Origin of the sequence: Brevundimonas sp. NPDC058933 (assembly GCF_049315965.1) — a bacterium.
Lineage (GTDB): Bacteria > Pseudomonadota > Alphaproteobacteria > Caulobacterales > Caulobacteraceae > Brevundimonas.
Genome location: NZ_JBMOSL010000001.1, coordinates 282,658 through 306,174 on the forward strand (window position 1 = coordinate 282,658; position 23,517 = coordinate 306,174).

Sequence of the window (23,517 nt, forward strand, 5' to 3'; positions counted from 1 at the left end):
AACTCTACGTAAAACCAGTGCCATGGTGACACGCAGTCAGCACCACGGGTTGAGGGTCGAGCCATGGATTTCATGAAGCTGTTACGGAGTTTCGAAGAGTTCCTGTTCGAGGCGACCACATGGCTGTTGTTCTACCCGTTGACCGTCTGGCGCATCGTCACGCGCCCGCTGACCACGATGGCCTATTCAGATGCCGAGCAGAAAGACGACGATGAGCACCGCTATGACGACGCTCTGTCGCCGCCGTTATTGTTGTTAGTCACCGTCGCCTTGGTTCATCTTGTCGAGAGCGCATTGCGCGTTGAGGCGTCCGATCCAAATTCGAGCCTAGGTCGAGCCGTATTTGCGTCAACTCAAAATATAGCGACTTTCAGGGCGCTAGCCTTCAGTCTTGTGCCCCTTGTTGCTGCAGTCACGCTTCTGAGGCGCCAGAATATTCGCCTCTCGCGAAGCTCCCTTCGTGCGCCATTCTACGCGCAGTGCTATTTGGCCACCCCATGCGCGATAATAATTGGTGCTGGATATTCCATCATCAACCGGCCAGATATCAATAACGTTTGGGGTTACGCATTCCAGATTGGAGGCGCTATCTGGTTCCTCTGCGTGCAGACTCGTTGGTTCTCAAATCAATTAGGTCTCGGGCTAGGCAAGGCTGCGCTGGTCGCCGCCGGTGCTCTTGTCAGGGCGATGATCTATGTCGTCATCATTATGATACCCGTCGTGTACGCGTAGTCGCCAGGCCTTCCCGATCGCTGTGCACGAACACGCGTCTGCTGAACGTCGCTTAGGAGGCGGAAGCGGAAATCGGTTTCAAACCAGATGGCGGAATTTGACCTTCGCCTCCCAATGCGACATCGCGGCCTCATCACGCGAGGGAGCGCCGCCATGACCATCACCCTGTACGGCATCAAGGCCTGTGACACGATGAAGAAGGCGCGCATCTGGCTGGACGAAAACGGCGTCGACTACGTCTTCCACGACTACAAGGTCTCTGGCGTCCACAAGGCCGATCTGGAGCGCTGGATCGCCGAGCATGGCTGGGAAACGGTGCTGAACCGCGCCGGGACGACCTTCCGCAAGCTGCCCGACGCGGACAAGACCGATCTCGACGCCGGCAAGGCCGTCGCCCTGATGCTGGCCCAGCCGTCGATGATCAAGCGGCCGGTGCTGAACCTGGGCGACGGACGGACCCTGGTGGGGTTCAAGCCCGAGCGCTACGCCGAAGTCTTCAGCGCCTAATCCTCGACCGTGGTTTCCGGGCGGTCGTGGCCGTCCGCGCGCTCGGTGATCCACTGGCCCGCCGTGTCCTCGAACTCGATCCATGAAGTGCGGTCCGGCACCTGCTGCTCGCGCGAGACGGCGACGGCGGCGGCGCGCGCGTCGTCGTGGGTGGCGAAGGTCTCGGAGAAGCTGTCGCCCAGCTTGTAGGCCCAGCCGCCGTCGTGGGGCACGATGCGATAAACGATACGGGTCACACGGATTTCCTTCAGGCGAGGGCCGTTGGCGACATGCGGCGACGGCGGGACAAAAGCTGCAAGGTCACGCCGAGGATCAGCAGGACCAGCAGGGTCAACTGGAGGCCGACGACCAGCGGGTCCTCGACGCCGGAAGCGAAGGGGGTCCCTGCCGGCAGCCGGGTCAGCGTCTCGGTGATGCTGGGCAGCAACAGGGTGAAATAGGAGATGCTGAGCGCAATGGTCTCGATCGACCAGCGATAGTGCGCCAGGGGCCTGATGAAGCCCACGGTCGCCCCGACTGTCAGCGAGATCAGGCTGAGCGCCGCGACCGCTGCCCCCGGCGGGCTCTTGATGACGAAGACGGCCGAGATGGCGCCGATGAACATGAAGAACAGGTAGGCCTTGCCTAGGCGCGTCGCAGGATCGATTCGCCCATAAATGAGCAGCAGGATCAGGCCGATGGGCACGGCGGGCAAACTGCCAAGCGTATGAAACCAGCCCAGCGCAGAGAGTTGAGGCAGCATGGCGACACCTTAGGTCTGGAAAGAACGATCAAGGTCACTGCACGCGCGAACAACGCCGCACCCCCAGGTTCGAACGGCCGCGCGCCGCTGTCGAGTCACGCTGTGGTGACGAGGTTCGTCGCCTTACGAAGAGTTCATGCGGGATGCTGCATCTGATCAGCGCGATCGCCGCCTCTTGTTATCAGAAGGCCGCAGCGTCACGCTCGGCTCCACTGTTCAAGAAGGGGCGAAACCCATGGAAGAATTCATTCCCATCGCGCTGTTTGTCATGATCGGCGCCATCGTGATCGTGCCGACCTGGCTGAAGAGCAAGGAACGCAAGGAAATGCAGGGCACGCTGCGTGCGGCCATCGAAAAGGGCCAGCCGCTTCCGCCGGAAGTCATCGACGCCCTGAGCAAGGACAATATCAAGCCGCCGGCGACGGCCGCTCGCGACCTGCGCGTCGGCGTCATCATGCTGTCGGTCAGCCTGGGCATCGCCATCTTCGGTTACGCCATGAGCTTTGCCGAGATGGACGCTCTTTACCCCATCGTCGGTCTGGCCGCCGTCCCCGGCATGATCGGTCTCGCCTTCATCATCCTGAGCGTCTTCAACAAGAACAAGGGCTGAGGCGGGCGGGGAGGGGAAACCGTCATGGTCAAGCCTTTGCGCGATCTGCACGATGTCGAGCTCGCCGCCCTGTCGGCGGCGGGCGGACGGCGCGAGTTCGGGGAACTGGTGCGTCGCCACAGTCCGGCGGTGCGCGGGCTGCTGCGTCGGATGGGGGCGCAACCCGCCCTGGCCGACGACGTGGCCCAGGACGCCTTTCTGCTGGCGTTCGAGAAATGCGCCGAGTTTCGGGGCGAGGGGACGTTCGGCGCCTGGATCAAGCGGATCGCCGCACGTCTGTATCTCAAGCGTCGCTCGAAGGATGCTCGCTATGTGGCCGAGGTAGAGAGCGACGACGTCGCGCCCAATGTCGATAGCGTCGGGCGCATGGATCTGGATGAGGCGATGAAGGGGCTGACTGAACCGGAACGCCTGTGCGTCTCCCTGTGTCACGGGGCGGGCTTGTCCCATCCCGAAATCGCGGCCGCCATCAATTTGCCGCTTGGAACGGTGAAATCTCATGTCAAGCGTGGTCTGGATAAACTTCGGGCCCGGCTCCAGCCGGAACCGGTTGCTCACGGGAGCGCATCCCATGTCGGTTGATGAGTTCGACCCTGCCATCGAGCGTCTGTTTGCGCGGGCTCCCGCCTTCGCCGATTCGGCCCAGTTCGAGGCCGCCCTGGCCGCGAAACTGAACAAGTCTTCGCGTTTCCGGACGATGGCCCTCTCGGTTGCAGGCCTGGTCGGCGGCGTCATCGCCGTACGCGAGGTCCTGAGCGTCGATTTCAACTTCGCCTCTTCGTCTTCATCGGCTTCGGCGGGCGCTCAGTCGGCGGGGCAGGGACTGACGATGGCTGGCGTGGACGGCGCTCAGGCCGTCCAATCCATGTTGGATCGTCTAGGCGTAGCGGGCATGGACCTGGGCTCCATGGGCGGCATGCAGCTGTTCTGGGCCACGGCCGGGTTGCTGGTCGCCCTGCTGGCGGCCGGGGTGGTGAAACTGTCTCAGGAAATCTGACCGCCGTTTTCCTGACGAAGTCGCGACCTACTGCTGCAAAAAGCCGGTCGCGGTGCAATGCCTGCGTTGCGGGCGGGGCGACGACCCTCTAGGGTCGCGCCGGTTTAGCGACCAGTCTTGGCAGCGGTTTTTGGGGCGACGTTTCGTGGTTGATGTCTTCGAACAGGTCGAGGAGGAGCTTCGCTCCGATCGATACAAGCGTATGGCCCGCACCTGGCTGCCAATCGGCGCTGGTCTGCTGGTCGTCGCCCTGGTGGCGGCCCTGGGCTGGTGGGGCTGGCAGAGCTATATGACGAATCAGGCCGACAAGGCCTCCGCAGCCTATGATCGCGGCATGACCGCGCTCGAGGCCAATAATCCGTCGGGAGCCGACGCGGCTTTCGCCGAAGCCGCCAAGTCCGGCAACGGCGCCTACAAGGCCTTGGCTTTGATGCAGCAGGCCGGCATCGCCGTGACCGCGAACAAGACCCAGGACGCCGTCAAGCTGTTTGACGAGGCCGCCAAGTCCGCGGGCGACCCGATTATCGCAGACGCCGCCGCCATCAAGGCGGCCTTCCTGCTCATGGACACGGCCCCGCTGGCAGACATTCAGAAGCGTCTGGAGCCGCTGGCAGACGATAAGCGCCCGCTGCACGCCTTCGCTCAGGAAGCCCAGGCCATGGCTCTGCTGCAACACGGCAAGACCGCCGAGGCGCGCCAGATCTTCGTCCAGCTGCAACTGGGGCAGAACGTGCCTGACGATATCCGCCAACGCGCCCAGGCGGGCGTGCAGGCGGTTGACGCCGGCACGGCCGCCGGCCTCGGCGCCATTGTTCGCGCCGCGGTGGCCCAACCGGCGACAGCGACGGCTCAGCCTTCAGTCGCCGCCGCTCCTGCCGAAGCGGCGCCCGCCGCCGCTCGCCCGTAATCGACGCTTTCAGGACGCCCCGTATGAACCGAACGCTGAAAGTCGCCCTTCTGTGCGGTCTGGCCATGACCGTCGCCTCTTGCGGCACGGTGCGCAACGCCTTGCCGTTCGGTCTGGGCGGACAAAAGGAAGACGTGGCCAAGGCCTCTGAAGGCCAGCGCATTTCGATCCTGGAGTTCGAACAGCAACTGGCCCCTTCGGCCGCTCTGTCGGGACGTGACTTCTTCCTGCCGGGTCCGCAGGCCGCCACGGCCTGGACCCAGCCGGGCGGCAACGCCGAGAACTCGGTCGAACACGTCATCGCCGCGCCGGACTTCACCGTCGCCTGGAAGCGCAACATCGGCGCCGGCTCCAGCAAGACGCGTCAGGTCATGTCGCCCGTCGTGGCGGACAACGGCAAGGTGTTTGTCCTGGACGGCGAAGCCGGCGTGACCGCCGTTGACGCCGACACCGGGGCCGTTCTCTGGAAGGCCGACGTCAAGGTCGACGAGGCCGACAGGGGCGCGCGCTTCCTCGGAATCGGTTTTGGCGGCGGTGCAGGGGGCGGCGGTTTCGGCGGCGGCGTGGCTGTCGGCGGCGGCAAGGTCTTCGTCTCCTCTGGCTACCGCAGCATGACGGCCCTGGACGCCGCGACCGGCGCTGTGGTCTGGACCTCGCGTGTCGATCTGCCGATCCATGGCGCGCCGACCGTGGCGGGCCAGCGCGTCTTCGTCATCGACGTCGATAACCAGTTGATCGCCTTCAACGTGAACACGGGCCAGCAAGACTGGTCCTATCGCGGTATCACAGAGCCGGCCCGTATCATGCGCGCCTCCAGCCCGGCGGTCAGCGGGGACACGGTCCTGGCGCCCTTCTCTTCGGGCGAACTGGTCGCATTGCGCGCTTCGAACGGCCAACCCGTCTGGCAGGAAGTCCTGTCGCGGACCAGCCGCACCAGCGCCCTGTCGGAAATCCGCGACATCGCCGGCCGTCCCGTCGTCAGCCGCGGCTTCGTTTATGCCATCAGTCAGTCGGGCGTCCTGCAATCGATGGATATCCGCTCGGGCCAGGCCAAGTGGTCCCTGCCGGTCGCAGGCGTCAACGCCCCGTTGCCGGTTGGCGACGTGGTCTATGTCGTGTCCAAGTCGGGCGAACTGACCGTGGTCAATCGCGAGTCGGGTCAGGTCTACTGGACCCGCGACCTGAACGAGGGGCGCGTCCGCCAGGAAGGCGGCGTTCTGGGCTTCGGCAAGCGCACCGTGCGTCCGACCTGGTCGGGCCCCATCCTGGCGTCCAACCGTCTTGTGCTGGTCAATTCGGACGGCGAGGCGGTGGCCTTTGATCCGAAGACGGGCGCACAGCAGGCCAGCATCAAGCTGGGCGCAGAAGCCTATATCGCTCCTGCCGCCTACAACGGCGCCCTCTATGTCCTGACCGACAAGGGCGAGCTGGTCAGCATCCGCTGATCTTTTTTCTGAATTTGAGTTAGAAAGCCGACATGGCTCTAAAAGTCGCCATCGTCGGCCGGCCCAACGTGGGCAAGTCGACACTGTTCAACCGACTTGTCGGCAAGCGTTTGGCGCTTGTCGATGATCGCCCGGGCGTGACCCGTGATCGTCGATACGCCGACGGCAATATCGGCGACCTGGATCTGACGCTGATCGACACGGCCGGCTACGAAGACGTCACCGACGACAGCCTGGAAGCGCGTATGCGCGAGCAGACCGAGGCCGCGTTGGACGACGCCGAAGTCATCATGTTCATGATGGACGCTCGCGAGGGCGTGACGTCGCTGGACCGCATCTTCGCCGATCGTCTGCGCAAGGTGCACAAGCCGATCATCCTGCTGGCCAACAAGTCTGAAAGCCGCGAGAGCGGCGGCGGCGTCGGGGAGGCCCATGCCCTGGGCTTCGGCGAGCCGGTCGCCATCTCGGCCGAGCACGGCGAGGGCATGGCGGACCTGTATCAGGCCCTGTTGGCGGCCTCGGTCGACATTTTCGTCGAGGAGATTGACGAGCCGGACAAGCCGATCCGCATCGCCATCATCGGGCGCCCCAATGCGGGCAAGTCGACGCTGATCAACCGGATGCTGGGCGAAGACCGCCTGCTGACCGGTCCCGAGGCCGGCATCACCCGCGACTCAATCTCGGTCGACTGGGAATACGAAGGTCAGGCGATCCGCTTCGTCGACACCGCCGGCATGCGCCGCAAGGCCCGCGTCCAGGAGAAGCTGGAAAAGCTGTCGGTCGCCGACACCATTCGCGCCATCACCTTCGCCGAGGTGGTCGTGCTGGTGATGGACAAGGACGACGCCTTCGACACCCAGGACCTGCAACTGGCCGACCTGGTCGAGCGCGAGGGCCGCGCCCTGGTCTACGTCGCATCCAAATGGGATCTGGAAGAAGAGCCGCAGGCCAAGATGGCCGAACTCAAGTCCCTGGCCGAGAACAAGCTGCCGCAGTTGAAGGGCTCGCCCTTCGTCGCTCTGTCGTCGCACAATGGTCGCGGCGTCGAGCGGCTGATGCCGGCCATCATCAAGGCCTATGAAACCTGGTCGGTGAAGGTCAAGACCAAGGACCTCAACACCTGGCTGGCCATGGCCACCCAGAGGCATCCGCCGCCCGCCGTCAACGGCAAGCGCGTGAAGCCGAAGTACATGGCCCAGACCAAGGCCCGTCCGCCGACCTTCGTGCTGATGGCCAGCCGCGCCTCGGACATGCCCGAGCATTACCAGCGCTATCTGGTGAACAGCCTGCGTGAAAGCTTCGACCTGCCCGGCACGCCGATCCGGCTGACGGTCAAGTCCAGCGCGCCCAACCCCTATGCCGAGGGCGGCGCCAAGTCCGGTCCCGAACGCTACAAGGGTACGGCCAAGACCGCGCCGCGCAAGGTGTTGAAGGCTGAGAAGGCCGCTGAGGCCCTGTCCAATCTGCCCGGCAAGGCGCTGGAGCAGAAGAAGTCCGGCATCAAGCCCAAGGTGAAGGCTTTGGGCGGTCTGAAGGCCAGCGCCAACAAGAAGGCCGGTCAGTCCATCGCGGTCCAGAAAGGCGCCCGCGGCGGTGCTCGTCAGGTTTCGCGCTCGGGCCGGGTCCGCACTGGCCAGAAGCACGCGCCGAAGAAGTAGGCGGCTGGAAACGGCAACCTCGGAAGGTCGCCAGAACAGGTTGAAGGGCGAGCGGTCGGCGACGACGGCTCGCCCTTTGTCATTTCAGCCTGCCTCAATGGACCGCCGCCGCGAATGATCAGGCAGGCGTCTGTCGTGTTCTGCGTGTTCGTGCTCGCACGGGAATGACGCGGGCGGGGGCGTCCTGATCACCGATGACGGCCTTCAGCGCCAGAGCGACGAACAGCACCCAGCGGATGTTGTGCCAGTTCATGGTGATGCTTTCGGTCAGCATGGTCAGGGTATAGGCGGTCATCATGGGCATCAGCAGCCAACCTGACGGTCGGGCATAGGCCGCCCAAAGCGCGCGACCCCACATCTCGATCATCCAGGCGGCCAGCAGGATGACGCCGGGAATGCCCAGGGCCAGATAGACTTCCAGCCAGCCGCTATGGGCGTGCGCCGCGCTGAACTTGGCTTCGTGCGCGATCCAGGCCTTGGCACCGCCCGGCGAGGCGTCGTCCCAGACCACGCCATAGCCGAAGCCGGTCCACGGGCGCTGCTGCATCTGGTGCAGGATGCCGCTCCAGATCTCGGTGCGCCCGGTCAGGGTGGCGTCCTTGCCCAACAGGTCGAAGATCAGGTCGCTGCGCGTCGCCACGATCAGCAGGGCGGCGCAGAAGAACACGATGGCCAGCCAGGTGCCGACGATGGCGCGCTTGGGTCCCGCCTGGACCAGGCCGACGAATCCCATGCTGGCGAAGGACAGGATCAGCACCACCAGCCCCGTCTTGGACGTCGACAGGATGACCAGGGCCGACGCGATGGCGGCGCAGACAAGCCATAGCCTTCGCCTCTGCGGGACCATGACGGCGGCGGCGGCCATGCAGATGGCGGCCAGGCCCATGTTCTCGCCCAAGGCGTTCTTTTCCAGCCAGAGGCCGCGCCAGGCGCCCGGAAACAGCTCGTGCATCCGTCCCCAGTCAGGCATCAGGGCGCCGAGGAAGAGCGAGGCGACCATCAGCACGGCCATAGAGGTGGCGAGGATCTCGGTCAGCGTCGCCCACCGCCAGCGCGCCGCCAGGGCCACCCCGCCCAGGGTGGTGAAGACCAGCGCCAGCACGCGGCGCAACGTCACGTCCGGCATGATCGACCAGGCCACCGAGGCCGTTGTCAGCAGCAGCAGAAGGATCAGCAGGGGCGAGCCCGCCAGGGCCTTCAGCGCCGTGCCCGGTCGGATGAGGAAAAGCCCGAGCGCCAGGCCGTAGGCGGGATAGAAGCCGTTGCGCAGGAAGTCTGCGGATCGGACGCCATAGCCCGTCATGGGCGCCGCCCAGGCCTGGGAATAGATCAGGATGATCAGAACCGAGGCCAGAAAGGCCAGGATGTCGCCATAGGGGGTGGCGCGCACCACAGGCGTCGGCCGCGCGTCAGCCGTCAATCGAACGTTTCGTCCTGTCGGTCCTGAAAGTCGGCCCCCCGGCGACTGGATCGACATGGGTGCTTCCCTAGACCAGGGCGTCCGCCGACAGCCCGTGCTTCCAGTCCTTGAAGCTGACGGTCAGGGGCGGTGTGAGATCAGGCCGGGCCAGTTCGACCATCAGCGGGCCGATCTCCGAAGGATGGGGCAGAACCTCGGGATCTTCGCCCGGAAAAGCTTGCGCGCGCAACTGGGTGCGCATCCGGCCCGGATCGACGATGCAGGCGCGGACCGGGGTGCTCTCGATCTCGTCGGCCCAGCATTTGACCAGGGCCTCGGCCCCCGCCTTGGTCGCCGCATACATGCCCCAGAAGGCGCGCGGGTTGGCGGCGACGCTGGTGGTCAGATAGACGGCGCGACCGGCGTCCGAGGCCCGCAGCAGCGGCTCCAGCGAGCGGATCAGACGATAGACGCCGGTGAAGTTGATCTTCTCGATCTTGGCGAACTCGCGCGGTTCGGCGTGGGCGACCGGCGTCAGGCCCGAGGGGCCCATGGTCGCGGCGGCCTGAACCCAGATGTCCAGCTTGCCGAAGCGCTCGAACAGGGCGCCGCCCAGACGGTCGATGGCGCCGCCGTCCACCAGGTCGAACGGAACGAGCGTCGCATGCTGGCCGGTGGCGGCGAAGATGGCGTCGTCCAGCTCTTCCAGGCCCCCCTGCGTGCGGGCGGTCGCCACGACATGGGCGCCGGCCTTGGCCAAGGCCAGGGCGGTCTCGTAGCCGATGCCGCGCGAGGCGCCGACGACCAGGGCGATACGGTTGGCGAGGGGAAGGGACGCGTGTTCGGACATGGTCCGCTGATAGCCTGCTCCGGCCAGGGTTGAAAGGGGAGCGCTACGGTGGACCCTCTCCCGCCGGGAGAGGGAATACGTGATCAATACCCCGGTGCGGGCTGCCACAGACTGAAGCTGACGCCCTGATCATCGGCCACGACGGCGGAAAGGCCGGACGGACTTTCCGCCGGGATGGCCGCCTGGCCGCCCAGCGCCGTCACGCGGGCGCAGGCGTCGTGAATATCGTCCACGCGGAAATACAGATGCGGAAACGCCCGGTGCTCGCCCTTGGTGATCCCGAAGGCCGGATTGGATGCTGCCACGTGGGCGTAGGTCGGGTGCGAACTGCCTTCGTCGAAGGTCCAGCCGAACAGACCCGCATAGAAGGCGCGGGCCTTTTCGACGTCAGGGGTATCGAGGGTGAAGTAGCCGAGCTGGATCATCCAGCCTTAAGCGGTCACCAGCAGAGAAAGTTGCGAACCGCGCGCGTCTCGACCGCCTTCTTCGATCTCACGGTCCACCAGACGGGTCGGATAGTCGCCGGTGAAATAGTGGTCCGTGAACTGAGGCAGGTCTGCGTTGCGCGGTCCCACGCCCATGGCGTCATACAGGCCGTCGATGGACAGGAAGCCAAGCGAGTCGACTTCGAGGATGGCTCGCATCTCCTCCATCGTGTGGGTCGCGGCCATCAGTTGCGTCCGCTCGGGCATGTCGATGCCGTAGAAGTCGGGGAAGAGGATCTGCGGGCTGGCCGAACGCAGGTGGACCTCCTTGGCGCCCGCCGCGCGCACGGCGCGCACCAGCTTCAGCGAGGTGGTGCCGCGCACGATGGAGTCGTCGATCAGCACCACGCGCTTGCCTTCCAGCGCCGCGCGGTTGGGGCTGTGCTTCATGCGCACGCCCTTCTGTCGGGCGCCCTGGCTGGGCTGGATGAAGGTGCGGCCCAGATAGTGGCTGCGGATGATGCCCATCTCATAGGGGATGCCGCTTTCCTGGGCATAGCCCAGAGCCGCCGGCACGCCCGAGTCCGGCACCGGCACGACCACGTCGGCGTCGACCTGGAACTCGCGGGCCAGCCGGCGGCCCATTTCCTTGCGGACGTTATAGACCGAGCGGCCGTTCACGACGCTGTCGGGGCGGGCGAAATAGACATATTCGAACAGGCAGGGACGGGCGGCGCGGCCTGGGAAGGGCTTGATCGAGGTCAGGCCTTCCTCGTCGATCACGACCACTTCGCCGTGTTCGATGTCGCGGATGAAGGTGGCGCCGATGGTGTCCAGCGCGCAGGTCTCGGACGCCAGAACCCAGGCCTCGCCGACCTTGCCCAGCACCAGCGGGCGAATGCCCAGAGGGTCGCGGGCCCCGATCATCTTGAAGCGCGTCTGGGCGACCAGGGCGTAGCCGCCCTCGATGCGACCCAGGGCGTCGATGAAGCGGTCGATGATCTTGGCCTTACGGCTGCGGGCGATCAGGTGAAGAATGGCCTCGGAGTCCGAGGTCGACTGGAAGATCGCGCCTTCCGAGACCAGCTGGCCGTGCAGGTGCTTGAAATTCGTCAGGTTGCCGTTGTGGGCGATGGCGATGCCGCCCTGATCCAGATCGGCGAACATCGGCTGGATGTTGCGCAGGAAGCTGCCGCCGGCCGTGGAATAGCGGGTGTGGCCGACCGCGGCGCCGCCGGGCAGGCGGGTGGTCAGCTCGGCGTTGCCGAAGGCCTCGCCCACCAGGCCCTGATGGCGCTCGGTGTAGAAGCGGTCGTCATGGACGCTGGCGATGCCGCAGGCTTCCTGGCCGCGATGCTGCAGGGCGTGCAGGCCCAGGGCGACGATGGAGGAGGCCTCGTTCTCGGGCGCGCCCCAGACGCCGCAGACGCCGCATTCCAGCCGCAGCTGATCGTCCTCCGGCTCGCGCCAGTGTTCGCGGTGAACGATGGGATCGGCGATATGGTGGCGCATCGTCAGGCTCCGATGACCGGGACAGGATAACTCAGGCGGCGGCGCCGCGCACGTAGTCCGCTATTGGGGCCGGGGCAAGGCTCATTGATCCGAAAATCCTTCGCGGACGGAAGATCCCACGACCGGCGTCAGGGCGTCGGCGCCCTTTCCGAGCGTCGGCAGCACAATCTGGATCACCTGCGCGGCCTTGGCGCTGATCGGGGCCAGGGCGGCCTGGGTCAGCCAGCGCGGGGGATTGTCGGTCATCACCCCCATGATGGTCAGGTGGGCGCCGCCGATCAGGGCCAGGGCCCGCACCAGTCCAAGCAGCAGACCAAAGGTCTGGTCAAAGGCGCCCAGCGCATTCCCGCGCGCGCCCTTGGAAATGGCCGAGCCGAGGAAGCGCAGGCCGAAATAGAGAATCAGGAAGGTCAGCCCCACGGCCAGCACCGACCCGGCCCAGTCGGGATCGACCAGCGACCGCCCGAACGGCGCGGTCCACGGCAGGGTGATCAGGGCCAGCAACCCCGCCAGGAAGAAGCTGAACAGGGCCGTCAGCTCGCGCACGCCGCCCCGGAACCAGCCGGCGGCGCCGGAAGCCAGAAGCACAAGGATGACGAAGACGTCGTAGCCGGTCACGCGCGCTGAGGTCCTTGGAAGAGGGGGCGCTGGAGGAAGAGAGGCCGCCTCAATAGCGGTTTTGGGAGATTCGCTCGACCACCTCGGTCAGCAGGCCGGCGGAGGTGATGGCGACGTCGCCCTTCTTGACCTTGCCCTTGGCCTGCGCCGGGGCCAGGGCGCGGTCGAAGCCCAGCTTCTGGGCCTCTCTCAGCCGAGCCTCGGCGCGATTGACGGCACGGACCTCGCCTGACAGGCCGATCTCGCCGAAGACGACGCAGCCCTGGGGCAGGGGCATGTCCAGCGCCGAGGAAATCAGGGCGGCGGCGGCGGCCAGGTCGGCGGCGGGCTCGCTGATCCGCAGCCCCCCGGCGATGTTCAGATAGACGTCCTTGTCCCCGAAGCCGAGACCGCAGCGCGCCTCCAGCACGGCCAGCAGCATCGCCAGGCGGCCATTGTCCCAGCCGACGACGGCGCGCCTTGGCGTGCCGTATGCAGAAGGGGCGACAAGCGCCTGTATTTCCACCAGAACGGGCCGCGACCCTTCGATGCCGGCGAAGACGGCGGCGCCCGGCGCCCGCTCCTTGCCTTCGCCGAGGAACAGGGCCGACGGGTTGGTCACTTCGCGCAATCCGACGTCGCTCATCTCGAAGACGCCGATCTCGTCGGTGGCGCCGAAACGGTTCTTGCCGGCGCGCAGGATGCGGAAGGGATAGCCGCGCTCGCCCTCGAAGCTGAGGACGGCGTCGACCATGTGCTCGACCACGCGCGGCCCGGCGATCTGGCCGTCCTTGGTGACGTGGCCGACCAGGACGATGGCCGGGCCGTTGTCCTTGGCCAGCCGCACCAGTTCGGCGGCGCAGGCGCGGACCTGGGTGACGGAGCCTGGCCCGGCCTCGTGGGCGTCGGACCACAGGGTCTGGATGGAATCGATGATGACGATGTCGAACTTGTCGCGCTTCAGCGTCGTCAGGATTTCGCGCAGGGCGGTGGCCGAGGCCAGCGACACGGCGGCGTCGGCCACGCCCATGCGTTTGGCGCGGGCGCGGATCTGTTCAATGGCTTCTTCGCCCGAGATATAGGCCACGCGCGCGCCGTTGCGCGCCGCCTTGGCCGTGACCTCCAGCAGCAGGGTCGACTTGCCCACGCCGGGGTCGCCGCCCAGCAGGATTGCCGAGCCGGGCACCACGCCGCCGCCGCAGACGCGGTCGAACTCGGTCACGCCGGTGACGATGCGCGGCGGCTCGGGCGTGTCGGATTGCAGGGTCTCGAATTGCAGACCGCGTCCGCGCGCCGTCGAGGCGGGCTTCATCGCGCCCGGCGGGGCCGATTTCGACTCCTCGGCCAGACTGTTCCACTCGCCGCAGCCAGAGCATTGCCCCGCCCACTTGGTGTGAACCGCCCCGCAGGACTGACAGACATAGAGGAGAGAGTCGCGCGCCATGCTCCTGACCTAGCAGGAATCGCGGGGCGGGCGAGGGGCCATGCGCGGGGGTGCGTCCAGTTCTGACGCAAGGTGGCGCGCGCGGGTTGCATTGAGCCGCATATGCCCGTCATCCTGCCAAGCTATTACGCTGTTACGACTCAAACCCCCGCCGAGGCCGCCATGACCGCTCCCAACCCGCCCGCCATTGATCCGGGCCTCGTCGCCCGGGTGCAGAACATCCTGATGCGGCCCAAGCTGGAATGGCCGGTCATTGCGGCCGAGTATGCTACGCCACGCAGCCTGTTCGCCCGCTACGCCATGCTGTTGGCCGCCATCGGCCCGGTGGCCGGCCTGATCGGCGGCCAGCTGTTCCCGATCCACATCTTCGGCTCGGTGATGCGGACGCCGGCGGTCGGCGGCGTGCTGGGCGCCATCGTCGCCTGGGGCCTGTCGCTGCTGTCGGTCTTCGTGCTCAGCCTGATCATCGACGCCCTGGCCCCGACATTCAACGGGACCAAGGACAAGGTGCAGGCGATGAAGGTCGCCGTCTATTCGATGACGGCGGCCTGGGTCGCTTCGATCTTCAACCTGTTTCCGGCCCTGGCCTGGCTGGGCGGCCTGTTGGGCCTCTACGGCTTCTACCTGCTCTACCTCGGCCTGCCGATCCTGATGAAGACGCCGCAGGACAAGGCTCTGGGCTACACCGCCGTCGTCGTCATCTCGGCCATCGTGCTGTGGATGGTGGTCAGCATGATCGCCGCCGCCGTGGTCGCCAGCTTCGTGGTGGGCACGGTCGGCCTGGGCGCTATGGCCCTCAGCTAACGTAGAGGCGCGGCACGCGCGGCGTGATCGAGGTCAGCATCTCATAGCTGATGGTTCCCGCCGCCGTCGCCGCGTCGTCCACCAGACGGTTTGCGCCGAAGATCTCGACCGTGTCGCCGGCCGCCACGTCCAGGCCGGTCACGTCCACCGCCAGCACGTCCATCGACACCCGGCCGAGGATGGGACGAAGCTCGCCCGCAACCCAGACTTGGCCGTTCGGGCTGTTGCTGCGCATCACCCCGTCGGCATAGCCGGCGCCGCAGGTCGCAACCCGGATCGGCGCCTCGGCGCGATAGCCCTGCGAATAGCCGACCGTCTCGCCCGTCCGCACGTCGCGCACCTGCATGATCTGGGCGTTCAGCGTGGCCACCGGGGCGATGCGGCTGTCCGGCTTACCCTCAGGCCCGCCGCCGAACAGGCAGATGCCGGGACGCGCGGCGTCAAAGGCGAAGTCCGGCCCCAGGAAGCAGCCGCCCGAGTTGGCGAAGGAGCGCGTCACGCCCGGATAGCGCGTGACCGCCGCCGCATAGGCGTCGCGCTGCGTCCGGTTCAGCGGATGCGCCGGTTCATCGGCGCAGGCCAGATGGGTCATGACCAGCTCCAGCCCTGCGAACGGTTCCGGGGCGTCCTCGATGCGGAAGCCTAGCCGGTTCATGCCGGTGTCCAGTTGCAGGCCGCAGGCCCCGCCGCCCGCCGCTGTCCAGGCCGCGATCTGGCCGGGCTGGTTCAGCACGGGACGCAGGTTCGCCGCCTTGATCAGGCCCGCCGACGAGCCGTGACAGCCGTCCAGCACATAGATGACCGGCTCGGTCCCTAGGGCTTCGCGCAGAGCCACGCCTTCCGCCGCCCGCGCCACGAAAAAGGTCCGCGCCCCCTCGGCCATCAGCCGCCGGGCCACGGCGGCGGCGCCCAGGCCGTAGCCGTCGGCCTTGACGACGGGATTGACCGGCACGCCGATCAGGCCCTGCAGGGTGTGGAAATTGCGCGCCAGGGCGCTGAGATCGACGGTGAGAGAGGCGGGGAGGGACATAGGCCCCTTATGCCGCAAGTTTTGTGCGGCGCCACCGGCTTTGGGTTGGCCTATTCCGGAATATCCGCATAGGCGCCGCCGTAGCGGCCGTCGTGCGCCAGGTTGCCGAAGCGGGTGGTGTTGGCGTCGAACGCCAGTTTGACGATGCCGATGGGGCCGTGGCGCTGCTTGCCGATGACGACCTCGGCCTGGTGCTCCAGCCGATCCATGTCTTCCTGCCACTTCAGGTGTTCTTCCGAGCCTTCGCGTGGCTCGGCTCGGCCCAGGTAGTAGCTCTCGCGATAGACGAACATGACGCAGTCGGCGTCCTGCTCGATCGAGCCCGATTCACGCAGGTCGGACAACTGCGGCCGCTTGTCTTCACGCTGCTCGACCTGACGCGACAGCTGCGACAGGGCGATGATCGGCACCGACAGTTCCTTGGCCAGGGCCTTCAGGCCGCCAGTGATCTCGGACACTTCCTGCACCCGGTTCTTCTGGCTGTTGTCGCCGGTCGTCACGAGCTGGAGGTAGTCGACCACGATCAGGTCGAGCCCGTGCTCCATCCGCTTCAAGCGCCGCGCCCGCGCCGCCAGCTTGGAGATGGACAGGCCGCCGGTGGCGTCGATGTAGAGGGGGCTTTCGCCGATCTCGACCGCCGCGTCGCGGATCTTGCCGAAGTCGGAGGAATCGATCTCGCCCTTGCGCAGCTTGTCCGACGACACGCCCGAGGCGTCGGCCAGAATACGCATGGCCAGCTGTTCGGCGCTCATTTCCAGCGAGTAGAAGGCGACCACCCCGCCGTCGACGGTCTTGCGGCCGCCGTCCGGCGTCGGCTCCCAGCGATAGTTGCGGGCCACGTTGAAGGCGATGTTGGTCGCCAGCGCCGTCTTGCCCATCGAAGGACGACCCGCGAGGATCAGCAAGTCGGAGGGGTGTAGGCCGCCCAGCTTCTGGTCCAGATCGTCCAGACGCGTGGCCAGACCGGCCAGCTTGCCCTCGCGCTGATAGGCCTCGCCCGCCATTTCGACAGCCCCGGCCAGGGCGGTGGAGAAGTTGACGAATCCTGACGACGGCTTGCCCGTCTCGGCCAGCGAATAGAGGGTCTGCTCGGCCTGTTCGATCTGTTCGTCGGCGGGCGTCTCCGGGTTGGGCGCTTCCTTGATCATCTCGCCGCCGATGCGGATCAGGTCGCGACGCAGGGCCAGGTCATAGATGACGCGGGCATAGTCGGGCGCGTTGGCCGCCGGGGGCGCGCGGTCGACCAGGTCGGCCAGGTAGCGCAAGCCGCCGAACTCCTGAAACGCCGGGTCCTGCTTGAACCGCTCCATCAGGATCGTCGGCTCGGCCAGCATGCCCTGACGGATATGGTCCTCGATCGCCTCGAACAGCCGCTGGTGGAAGGGCTCGTACATGTGCGAGCCGCGCAGACGGTCGCTCAGCCGCTCGAACACGGCGTTGTCGAACATCAGCGAGCCCAGCAGGGCCTGCTCCGCCTCCAGGTTGTGGGGCATGGACGAGACGGAGACCGGATCGGCGTTTCCGTAGGGCATGGGGGCGAAGGCGTTCATCGGATTACTCCATACGCCTAGGACCGCTTTGCGTCAGATGCGGGCGCCGCCTTGATCGTGGACAGCCCGCAGCGTCTGTGGACGGTCCCGAAAACCCCTGATGGATCAGCGACGATCAGGTCGAGCAGGGATGCTCCGCCGCCATCCATTCGCGTACGGCCTGGGTCACGCTGATGTTGCGCCGCGCCGCCGGGATGGCGTTGAAGCGGGCCAGCAGGGCGTCAGGCGACACGCCGACCTTTTCGGGCATGCAGGTGGCGGGACGCCGCCCCGCGCCCTGGGCCGCAACCTGCTCGCTGCGGACGGTGGCGAAGGCCTGCTTGGTCTCGTTCATCAGCCGCCGCGTGTCGGCTCGCAGCAGGGCGGTCGGATTGCGCGGGATGCGGTTGGCCGAGGTCAGGAACTCCTGAACCGTCATGGCGCTGGCCCCCGTCGCCCACAGGCTGGCGGCGACAGCGAGGATAAGCGTCGTCTTCTTCATGCGGACCCCTCCGATTGGAATGGCCGAGCTTGTTGCTTCGCCGGTGAATGCTCGATGAACATGGTCGGGCCGCCCGCGGGGCGCCGACTTGCTTGGGTCGGGGGTCGGCGGAACCTGACGGCCACAGCGTGAGCGCTGAAGCTGTCAGGCCGCCCTGGCCTGCAGAGCCCGACCGATGCGGCGGCAGGATATAGCCGCGCTGGACCCCTGCCGCCGTCACCACTTCACACTCAGACGGGCGTAGCCGTAACGGCCGTTGAAGCCGAAGGGCGAATAGTAGGGGAAGCCCAGGACGCCGTTGCTGTTCAGCGTTTCGGGCACGAAGTCCGAGTATTCGTCGAAGACGTTGTCCACGCCCACGGCGACGCCGATCCGATCCGTGACCTGGAAGCGGCCTTCCAGATCGACCGTGGTCTTGGCCCCCGTCGAATAGTCGCTAGCCGCCGTCGAACCGGGCTGCAGCACGTCGGCGTAGTAGGTCGCCCGCGCCGTCGCGCCCCAGCGGCCCAGGCTCCAGTCCGCCGAGCTGGAAACCTTCGTGTCCGGCGTGCCTTCCTCGATGGTCAGGATACGGCTGCGCGCGAACAGGGTCGGGACCGGGTTTAGCACCGACGACGAGGTCGGCAGCTTGGTCACGCTGACGTCGTTGACGTTGGCGGCGACGGTGAAGTCCCAGTTCCCGGCGCTTTCGGTGCGCAGACGATAGCGGCCGACTATGTCCACGCCCTCCGTCTCGGTCGTCACCCCGTTCAGGAAGAAGCGCGCCGCCTGAACGCCCAGCGGGTCCAGCAGGTCCGCCACCTGGCCTGAGAAGCTGCGGTTGATCAGTTCCGACAGGACGACCTGATCCTCGATGGTGATCTTGTAGGCGTCCACCGTCAGATCAAAGGCGCCCAGACGGACGACCGCGCCCAGGGAGTAGTTGGTCGAGGTCTCGGGTTTCAGGGCCCTGGCGCCGAGGACCGTCGCGACCTGGCTGGTGGCCGGGAAGGTGCCGGTTTCGACCACGGAGCCGTTCTGGATCACCGAAGAGGTTGAGGTGAAGAAGCTCTGTTGCAGCGACGGCGCGCGGAAGCCGGTCGAGACCGAGCCGCGCAGGGCGAAGTTGGGGCTGAAATCGTAACGCGCCGCCAGCTTGCCGGTCTGGGCGTCGCCGAAGTCGGAATAGTCCTCGACCCGCAGGGCGCCGCTGACCGTGAACTTCTCGGTCAGGGGGATTTCCACATCGGCGTAAAGGGCGACGGCGTCGCGGTCCTCGTCCACTTCGTTCGAGGGCTGGAAGCCGATGAAGCCCTGGGCGCCGCCGGCGAAGGTGACGGGCTGGTTGCTCACGGGATCGACACCCGTGCCGACCGGGCCACGGTTCCACGACTCCGGCTGACCGGCGTCGATCTTGTAGCCTTCACGGCGCGCTTCCAGGCCCCAGGCGAAGTTCAGAGGGCCGCTGAGGCCGACCTCGAATTGACGGGTGAAGTCGGCGCCGAAGACCAGTTGGTCATAGGTCAGGCCGCCGGAATCGAAGCTGGTCAGGGATTGGAGGCCATAGGTGCGGTTCAGCGAGTTCTCGGTGCGGAACTCCAGGGCGTTGCGGCCATAGACCAGGCTGAAGTCGGCGCTCCATCCCGCGATTTCGCCCTTCACCCCGCCGGCCAACGACAGGTCCTGGGAGTTGACGGCGATCTTGGGCAGGTAGCCGTTCGGATAGATGGCTGCGACGTTCTGGGTATAGTTGTTGGCCAGGCGCGGGAAGGCGGCGCTTTCGCTGTCGCGATGCTGATAGCCGGCCCAGCCATAGGCCTCCCAGTCAGCATTCAGCGGCTTGCCGGCATTGGCGAAGACGGTCCATTGCTCGACCTCGGGGTCGCCGGCGCGGGCGGTTACGGCGTTGGGCGTGACGCGGGGGTCCAGATCGGAACGGTTGGTCGGCTCGCGGTTCAGGTATTCGGCCGACAGGGTCAGGAAGCCGTCCGAGCCGAGGCCCAGACCTTGCCAGGCCGAGGCGGTTACGGTGCGGCCGTCGGTCTCGTCACGTTCGCCGCGCGCGGTCTCGACCGTGGTGAAATACTGGCCGTAGGTGACGCTGGCGCCGCCGCCCTCGCGGGCTTCCTTGAGGCGCAGGTTGATGACGCCGGCGATGGCGTCCGAGCCGTACTGAGCCGAGGCGCCGTCGCGCAGGACTTCGACACGGTCCAGGGCGCCGGTCGGGATGGCGTTCAGATCGACGGCGGCCGAGCCTCGACCGATCGAGCCGTTGACGTTGACCAGTGCGGAGGCGTGACGGCGCGTGCCGTTCAGCAGCACCAGGGTCTGGTCCGGCGAGAGGCCGCGCAGCGTGGCGGGGCGCACCGAGTCGGTGCCGTCCACGACCGAAGGGCGGGCGAAGACCAGGGAAGGAACGGTCTGGGCGAGGGCGGCGGCGAACTCGGTGGTGCCGCGCGTCGACAGCGTCTCGGCGCTCACCACGTCGACCGGGGCCAGGGTGTCGAGACGTGAGCGGCTGGGCACGCGGCTGCCGGTGACGACGATGTCGTCGACGGAGGTGGGTTCGGCGGCGGGCGCTTCCTGCGCGGAGACGGCGCCCGCGATCAGAAGGGCGGCGCTGGATGAGGCCAGAAACAGGGCGGAACGGTAGGCGAAGGGACGGGTCATCTCGAGAGGTCAGCTTTTCTGATTTGGACGCAAGGGGTGGGGCGGCGCCGTTGACCGGCGTCGTGAGAGTGCGTCGATTGTCTGGGTGGTCAGGGCCGGCGGCGGACCGGCCGAAGGGCGATCAGCGGCGGGCTGGACATCGCGCCGGTCGAACGACCGAGCGGTGTGGGGTGGCGTACAGGCGCATTCGCATCATCGTCTCCCGCCCATCGGGGAGGATGAGCCATGGCGATATTGCGGTGCGAAAGCGGCGCGGAATATCGAGAATATGTCGTCGGAGCCGCAGAAAATCTAAACTGATCGGCCAAGAAAAAGGGGCGCGTCCCGAAGGACGCGCCCCTAGATCGATACCGTCAGTCGACAGATCAGGCTTCGTCGCCGAAGCCTTCCTGTTGACCAGCGCCGCCTTCGATCAGTTCCTTGGCGGACTGCTCGGCTGCGTTACGCTCGTCGTCGAACTGGGCGCGGATGACATCCTCGCCCTTGGCTTGACGTTCGGCTTCTTCGGCCGAGCGGGCGATGTTGATCTTGACCGTGGCGCGGACCTCGGGGTGCAGGCGAACCGGCACTTCGTGGACGCCAAGGGCCTTGATCGCGACGTTCAGCACGACTTGCGAACGCTCGACCTTGCCGCCTTCGGACTGAATGACTTCAGCCACGTCGCGGCCGGCGACCGAACCGTACAGGTGACCGGTTTCACCGGCCTGACGGATCATCACGTAGGTCTGACCGTCGATCTTGTCGGCGATCTTCTGAGCTTCGGCCTTGTTCTTCTCGTTGCGTTGCTCGATGGCGACGCGGTCGAGTTCGAACGCTTTCAGGTTGGCCGAGGTCGCGCGACGAGCCTTGTCACGCGGCAACAGGTAGTTACGAGCGAAGCCGTCCTTGACGGTGACGACGTCGCCGATGGCGCCGAGGTTCTCGACGCGTTCCAGCAGAACGACCTTCATCTTACTTCACCACGTAAGGCAGGAGGGCCAGGTAGCGAGCGCGTTTGATGGCCTTGGCCAGTTCGCGTTGCTTCTTGGCGGAAACGGCGGTGATGCGCGAGGGCACGATCTTGCCGCGTTCGGAAACGTAACGCTGCAGCAGCTTCACGTCCTTGTAGTCGATCTTCGGCGCATTGGCGCCCGAGAACGGGCAGACCTTGCGGCGACGGTAGAACGGACGACGGCCGGCGGAGCCGGAGCCGGCCGGAGCGCCCGGGGTGGGTGCGGTGGTGTCGGTCATGATCCGGTTCCTTATTCCGAAGCCGCAGCTTCGTCGGTGCGCGCGGGGCGATCACGATCGCGCTCACGTTCACGACGGGCCAGCAGGGGCGACAGTTCCAGGTCGAGTTCCTCGACGCGGACGGTCAGCCAGCGCAGGACGTCTTCGTTCAGCGACAGCTGACGTTCGACTTCGGCCACGGCGGCGGCCGGGGCGTCCAGAGCGAGCAGGGAATAGTGAGCCTTGCGGTTCTTCTTGACCCGGTAGGTCAGGTTGCGCAGACCCCAGTACTCGATCTTGGCGACGCTGCCGCCGCCTTCTTCGATCAGAGCCTTGATGGTGTCGTTCAGCGCTTCGGCCTGTTGCGCCGAGATATCCTGGCGCGTCATGACCGTGTGCTCGTAAAGAGCCATGCGGTAGTCTCCCTTGTGGGCGTCGGCGCAGGGCGGACCGGGTTAAAGTCCAATCCCACGATGGCTCCTGAAGCGGCGGCCGGAATGACTTCCCGAACCCTTTGGCGTTCCGCAACAGGACCGAAGCCCTGGAAAGGCGGCGCGTATAGGGGAAAAAGGCCACAAGAGCAAGGCTGACGCCCCCGCGTTGCCAAGTCTGGCCGAAACAGCCGATGGTCCCCGATCCGACCGGAGACGCCGCATGACCTCGCCCGCGCCGAAAGCCGATATCAAGAAGCGCTGGTCCCTGATCGGGCCGGGCATCGTCGTCGCCGCCACAGGCGTGGGGGCGGGGGACCTCGTGGCGACCCTGATCGCCGGCTCGCGCTTCGGCTACGCCCTTCTGTGGGCGGCCATCATCGGCACGGTGCTGAAGATCGCACTGGCCGAGGCGGTGGGGCGCTGGACGCTGGCCAGCGAGCGGACGATCTTTGACGGCTGGTCCAGTCTGGGGCGCGGACTGCTGCCCGGCGCCATAGGCGGGCGGCTGAACTGGGCCGGGCTGTATTTCGGTCTCTACGTCGTCATCTGGGGCTTTGTGTACGGGGCGGCGGCCATGACGGCCACGGCCCTGCCGCTGGCGGCCCTGTTCCCGGTGCTGGACCTGAAGGTCTGGGGGATGCTGAGCGGGATTGCGGGGCTGAGCTTCGTCTGGTTCGGCGGATACGGCCTGTTCGAGAAGGTGATGACGGCTTGCGTCGGGGTCATGTTCGTCACCGTCGTCGGTCTGGCCGTGATCGTGACGCCGGACATTCCAGCTCTGCTGACCGGTCTGTGGCCGACCCTGCCGCAGGGATCTGTATTCTATACCCTGGGCCTGATCGGCGGGGTGGGCGGAACCATCACCATGGCGGCCTATGGCTACTGGCTGAACGCCAAGGGCTGGCAGGGGGCGGGCTGGATGTCGGTCATGCGGCTGGACAATCGGGTCGCCTACCTCGTCACAGGGGTCTTTGTCGTGGCCATGCTCATCGTGGGAGCCGAACTGCTGCACGCGGCGGGTATCGCCTTGCAGGGCGGGGATAGAGGGCTGCTGGATCTGGATCAGGTGCTGCGCGAGCGGTTCGGTCGGCCGATCTCCATCCTGTTCCTGGTCGGTTTCTGGGCCACCAGCTTCTCAAGTCTGCTGGGCGTCTGGCAGGGCGTCAGCCTGATGTTCGCCGACTTCACCGCCCATGTGCGGGGCAGGGCGGGCGACGAGACGGTGCGCGGCGACCGCAGCCGCGCCTTCCGGGGTTTCACCCTGTGGCTGACATTCCCGCCCATGGCCCTGCTGTTCATGGACCGGCCGTTCGGGTTGATCGTAGCCTATGGCGTGCTGGGCAGCCTCTTCATGCCCTTCCTGGCCGGAACTCTCCTGTGGCTGTTGAACAGCGACCGCGTGCCAAGGGAATGGCGAAGCCATTGGGTGTCCAACACGCTGCTGGCGGCCGCGGCCATTCTGTTCGCCGTGCTGGCGGGCAGGGAGCTTATCAACCTGATCCCGTCGTAGGCGGTGCAATCCTCGCAGGAGTTTC

25 protein-coding genes are annotated in these 23,517 nt (G+C 66.4%); 10 read left to right on the top strand and 15 right to left on the bottom strand.

Translation table 11 applies throughout. The annotated features are described in order from the left end of the window. The first annotated feature begins 63 nt into the window (after window positions 1-63). Window positions 64-732 (top strand): hypothetical protein, encoded by a 669-nt coding sequence (locus ACOZBP_RS01305; protein WP_422674656.1) that lies wholly within the window; start codon window positions 64-66, stop codon window positions 730-732. 153 nt (window positions 733-885) lie between these two features. Continuing rightward, window positions 886-1,239, top strand: a complete 354-nt coding sequence (locus ACOZBP_RS01310) for an ArsC family reductase (protein ID WP_422674657.1) — start codon at window positions 886-888, stop codon at window positions 1,237-1,239. Here ACOZBP_RS01310 and ACOZBP_RS01315 read toward each other — a convergent pair. Further along, window positions 1,236-1,475 carry a DUF2188 domain-containing protein gene (locus tag ACOZBP_RS01315; protein ID WP_422674658.1) on the bottom strand — a complete coding sequence of 80 codons (240 nt, stop codon included), beginning with the start codon at window positions 1,473-1,475 and terminating at the stop codon, window positions 1,236-1,238. The genes ACOZBP_RS01310 and ACOZBP_RS01315 overlap by 4 nt on opposite strands. Before the next feature lie 11 nt (window positions 1,476-1,486). After that, window positions 1,487-1,981, bottom strand: coding sequence for a hypothetical protein (locus ACOZBP_RS01320; RefSeq protein ID WP_422674659.1), 495 nt, complete (start codon window positions 1,979-1,981; stop codon window positions 1,487-1,489). A gap of 235 nt (window positions 1,982-2,216) precedes the next feature. On the opposite strand from ACOZBP_RS01320, the gene ACOZBP_RS01325 reads away from it, so the two are divergent. From ACOZBP_RS01325 to der, 6 genes are all read left to right on the top strand, one after another. After that, window positions 2,217-2,591 carry a DUF6249 domain-containing protein gene (locus ACOZBP_RS01325; RefSeq protein ID WP_422674660.1) on the top strand — a complete coding sequence of 125 codons (375 nt, stop codon included), beginning with the start codon at window positions 2,217-2,219 and terminating at the stop codon, window positions 2,589-2,591. Between the two features lie 24 nt (window positions 2,592-2,615). Beyond that, on the top strand, window positions 2,616-3,173 hold the full coding sequence (locus ACOZBP_RS01330; protein ID WP_422674661.1) for an RNA polymerase sigma factor: 558 nt from the start codon (window positions 2,616-2,618) through the stop codon (window positions 3,171-3,173). Then, window positions 3,163-3,588: a hypothetical protein gene (locus tag ACOZBP_RS01335; protein WP_422674662.1), complete on the top strand. Its 426-nt coding sequence runs from the start codon at window positions 3,163-3,165 to the stop codon at window positions 3,586-3,588. Before ACOZBP_RS01330 ends, ACOZBP_RS01335 begins: the two co-directional genes overlap by 11 nt. Window positions 3,589-3,733: 145 nt before the next feature. Further along, entirely contained in the window at window positions 3,734-4,495 is a 762-nt protein-coding gene (locus ACOZBP_RS01340) for a tetratricopeptide repeat protein (RefSeq protein WP_422674663.1), read from the top strand. 23 nt (window positions 4,496-4,518) lie between these two features. After that, window positions 4,519-5,940, top strand: coding sequence for a PQQ-binding-like beta-propeller repeat protein (locus ACOZBP_RS01345; protein WP_422674664.1), 1,422 nt, complete (start codon window positions 4,519-4,521; stop codon window positions 5,938-5,940). Window positions 5,941-5,972: 32 nt separating this feature from the next. Next, entirely contained in the window at window positions 5,973-7,598 is a 1,626-nt protein-coding gene (der, locus tag ACOZBP_RS01350) for a ribosome biogenesis GTPase Der (protein ID WP_422674665.1), read from the top strand. Between the two features lie 118 nt (window positions 7,599-7,716). Here the strand turns inward: der and ACOZBP_RS01355 are convergent, their stop codons facing one another. The 6 genes from ACOZBP_RS01355 to radA all read right to left on the bottom strand — a co-directional run bounded on the left by ACOZBP_RS01355 (window position 7,717) and on the right by radA (window position 13,825). Continuing rightward, window positions 7,717-9,018 (bottom strand): O-antigen ligase family protein, encoded by a 1,302-nt coding sequence (locus ACOZBP_RS01355; protein ID WP_422674666.1) that lies wholly within the window; start codon window positions 9,016-9,018, stop codon window positions 7,717-7,719. Between the two features lie 67 nt (window positions 9,019-9,085). After that, window positions 9,086-9,847, bottom strand: a complete 762-nt coding sequence (locus tag ACOZBP_RS01360) for an SDR family NAD(P)-dependent oxidoreductase (protein ID WP_422674667.1) — start codon at window positions 9,845-9,847, stop codon at window positions 9,086-9,088. An 83-nt stretch (window positions 9,848-9,930) separates the two neighbouring features. Beyond that, window positions 9,931-10,272, bottom strand: coding sequence for a VOC family protein (locus tag ACOZBP_RS01365; RefSeq protein WP_422674668.1), 342 nt, complete (start codon window positions 10,270-10,272; stop codon window positions 9,931-9,933). A 6-nt stretch (window positions 10,273-10,278) separates the two neighbouring features. Further along, window positions 10,279-11,784, bottom strand: coding sequence for an amidophosphoribosyltransferase (gene purF, locus ACOZBP_RS01370; protein ID WP_422674669.1), 1,506 nt, complete (start codon window positions 11,782-11,784; stop codon window positions 10,279-10,281). Between the two features lie 81 nt (window positions 11,785-11,865). Continuing rightward, window positions 11,866-12,402, bottom strand: a complete 537-nt coding sequence (locus ACOZBP_RS01375; RefSeq protein ID WP_422674670.1) for a CvpA family protein — start codon at window positions 12,400-12,402, stop codon at window positions 11,866-11,868. A gap of 49 nt (window positions 12,403-12,451) precedes the next feature. Next, a complete protein-coding gene (gene radA, locus ACOZBP_RS01380) occupies window positions 12,452-13,825 on the bottom strand; it encodes a DNA repair protein RadA (RefSeq protein ID WP_422674671.1) in 1,374 nt (457 codons plus the stop codon). 162 nt (window positions 13,826-13,987) lie between these two features. On the opposite strand from radA, the gene ACOZBP_RS01385 reads away from it, so the two are divergent. Next, window positions 13,988-14,629, top strand: a complete 642-nt coding sequence (locus ACOZBP_RS01385; protein WP_422674672.1) for a YIP1 family protein — start codon at window positions 13,988-13,990, stop codon at window positions 14,627-14,629. On the opposite strand, the gene alr is transcribed toward ACOZBP_RS01385, so the two are convergent. The 7 genes from alr to rpsF all read right to left on the bottom strand — a co-directional run bounded on the left by alr (window position 14,622) and on the right by rpsF (window position 21,961). After that, complete coding sequence (alr, locus tag ACOZBP_RS01390) at window positions 14,622-15,659, bottom strand: alanine racemase (protein WP_422674673.1); 1,038 nt, start codon at window positions 15,657-15,659, stop codon at window positions 14,622-14,624. The two genes, ACOZBP_RS01385 and alr, sit on opposite strands and share 8 nt — an antisense overlap. 50 nt (window positions 15,660-15,709) lie before the next feature. Next, a complete protein-coding gene (locus ACOZBP_RS01395) occupies window positions 15,710-17,209 on the bottom strand; it encodes a replicative DNA helicase (protein ID WP_422674674.1) in 1,500 nt (499 codons plus the stop codon). Window positions 17,210-17,324: 115 nt separating this feature from the next. Continuing rightward, complete coding sequence (locus ACOZBP_RS01400; RefSeq protein WP_422674675.1) at window positions 17,325-17,690, bottom strand: hypothetical protein; 366 nt, start codon at window positions 17,688-17,690, stop codon at window positions 17,325-17,327. Between the two features lie 216 nt (window positions 17,691-17,906). Next, window positions 17,907-20,339 (bottom strand): TonB-dependent receptor plug domain-containing protein, encoded by a 2,433-nt coding sequence (locus ACOZBP_RS01405; RefSeq protein ID WP_422674676.1) that lies wholly within the window; start codon window positions 20,337-20,339, stop codon window positions 17,907-17,909. A 365-nt stretch (window positions 20,340-20,704) separates the two neighbouring features. Then, window positions 20,705-21,289 (bottom strand): 50S ribosomal protein L9, encoded by a 585-nt coding sequence (gene rplI, locus ACOZBP_RS01410; protein ID WP_422674677.1) that lies wholly within the window; start codon window positions 21,287-21,289, stop codon window positions 20,705-20,707. Window position 21,290: 1 nt separating this feature from the next. Next, complete coding sequence (rpsR, locus tag ACOZBP_RS01415; RefSeq protein ID WP_300201412.1) at window positions 21,291-21,569, bottom strand: 30S ribosomal protein S18; 279 nt, start codon at window positions 21,567-21,569, stop codon at window positions 21,291-21,293. Window positions 21,570-21,580: 11 nt separating this feature from the next. Beyond that, window positions 21,581-21,961: a 30S ribosomal protein S6 gene (rpsF, locus tag ACOZBP_RS01420; protein ID WP_178827467.1), complete on the bottom strand. Its 381-nt coding sequence runs from the start codon at window positions 21,959-21,961 to the stop codon at window positions 21,581-21,583. 241 nt (window positions 21,962-22,202) lie between these two features. Here rpsF and ACOZBP_RS01425 point away from each other — a divergent pair, with 241 nt between their 5' ends. Further along, entirely contained in the window at window positions 22,203-23,492 is a 1,290-nt protein-coding gene (locus ACOZBP_RS01425) for an Nramp family divalent metal transporter (RefSeq protein WP_422674678.1), read from the top strand. Window positions 23,493-23,517: the final 25 nt, after the last annotated feature.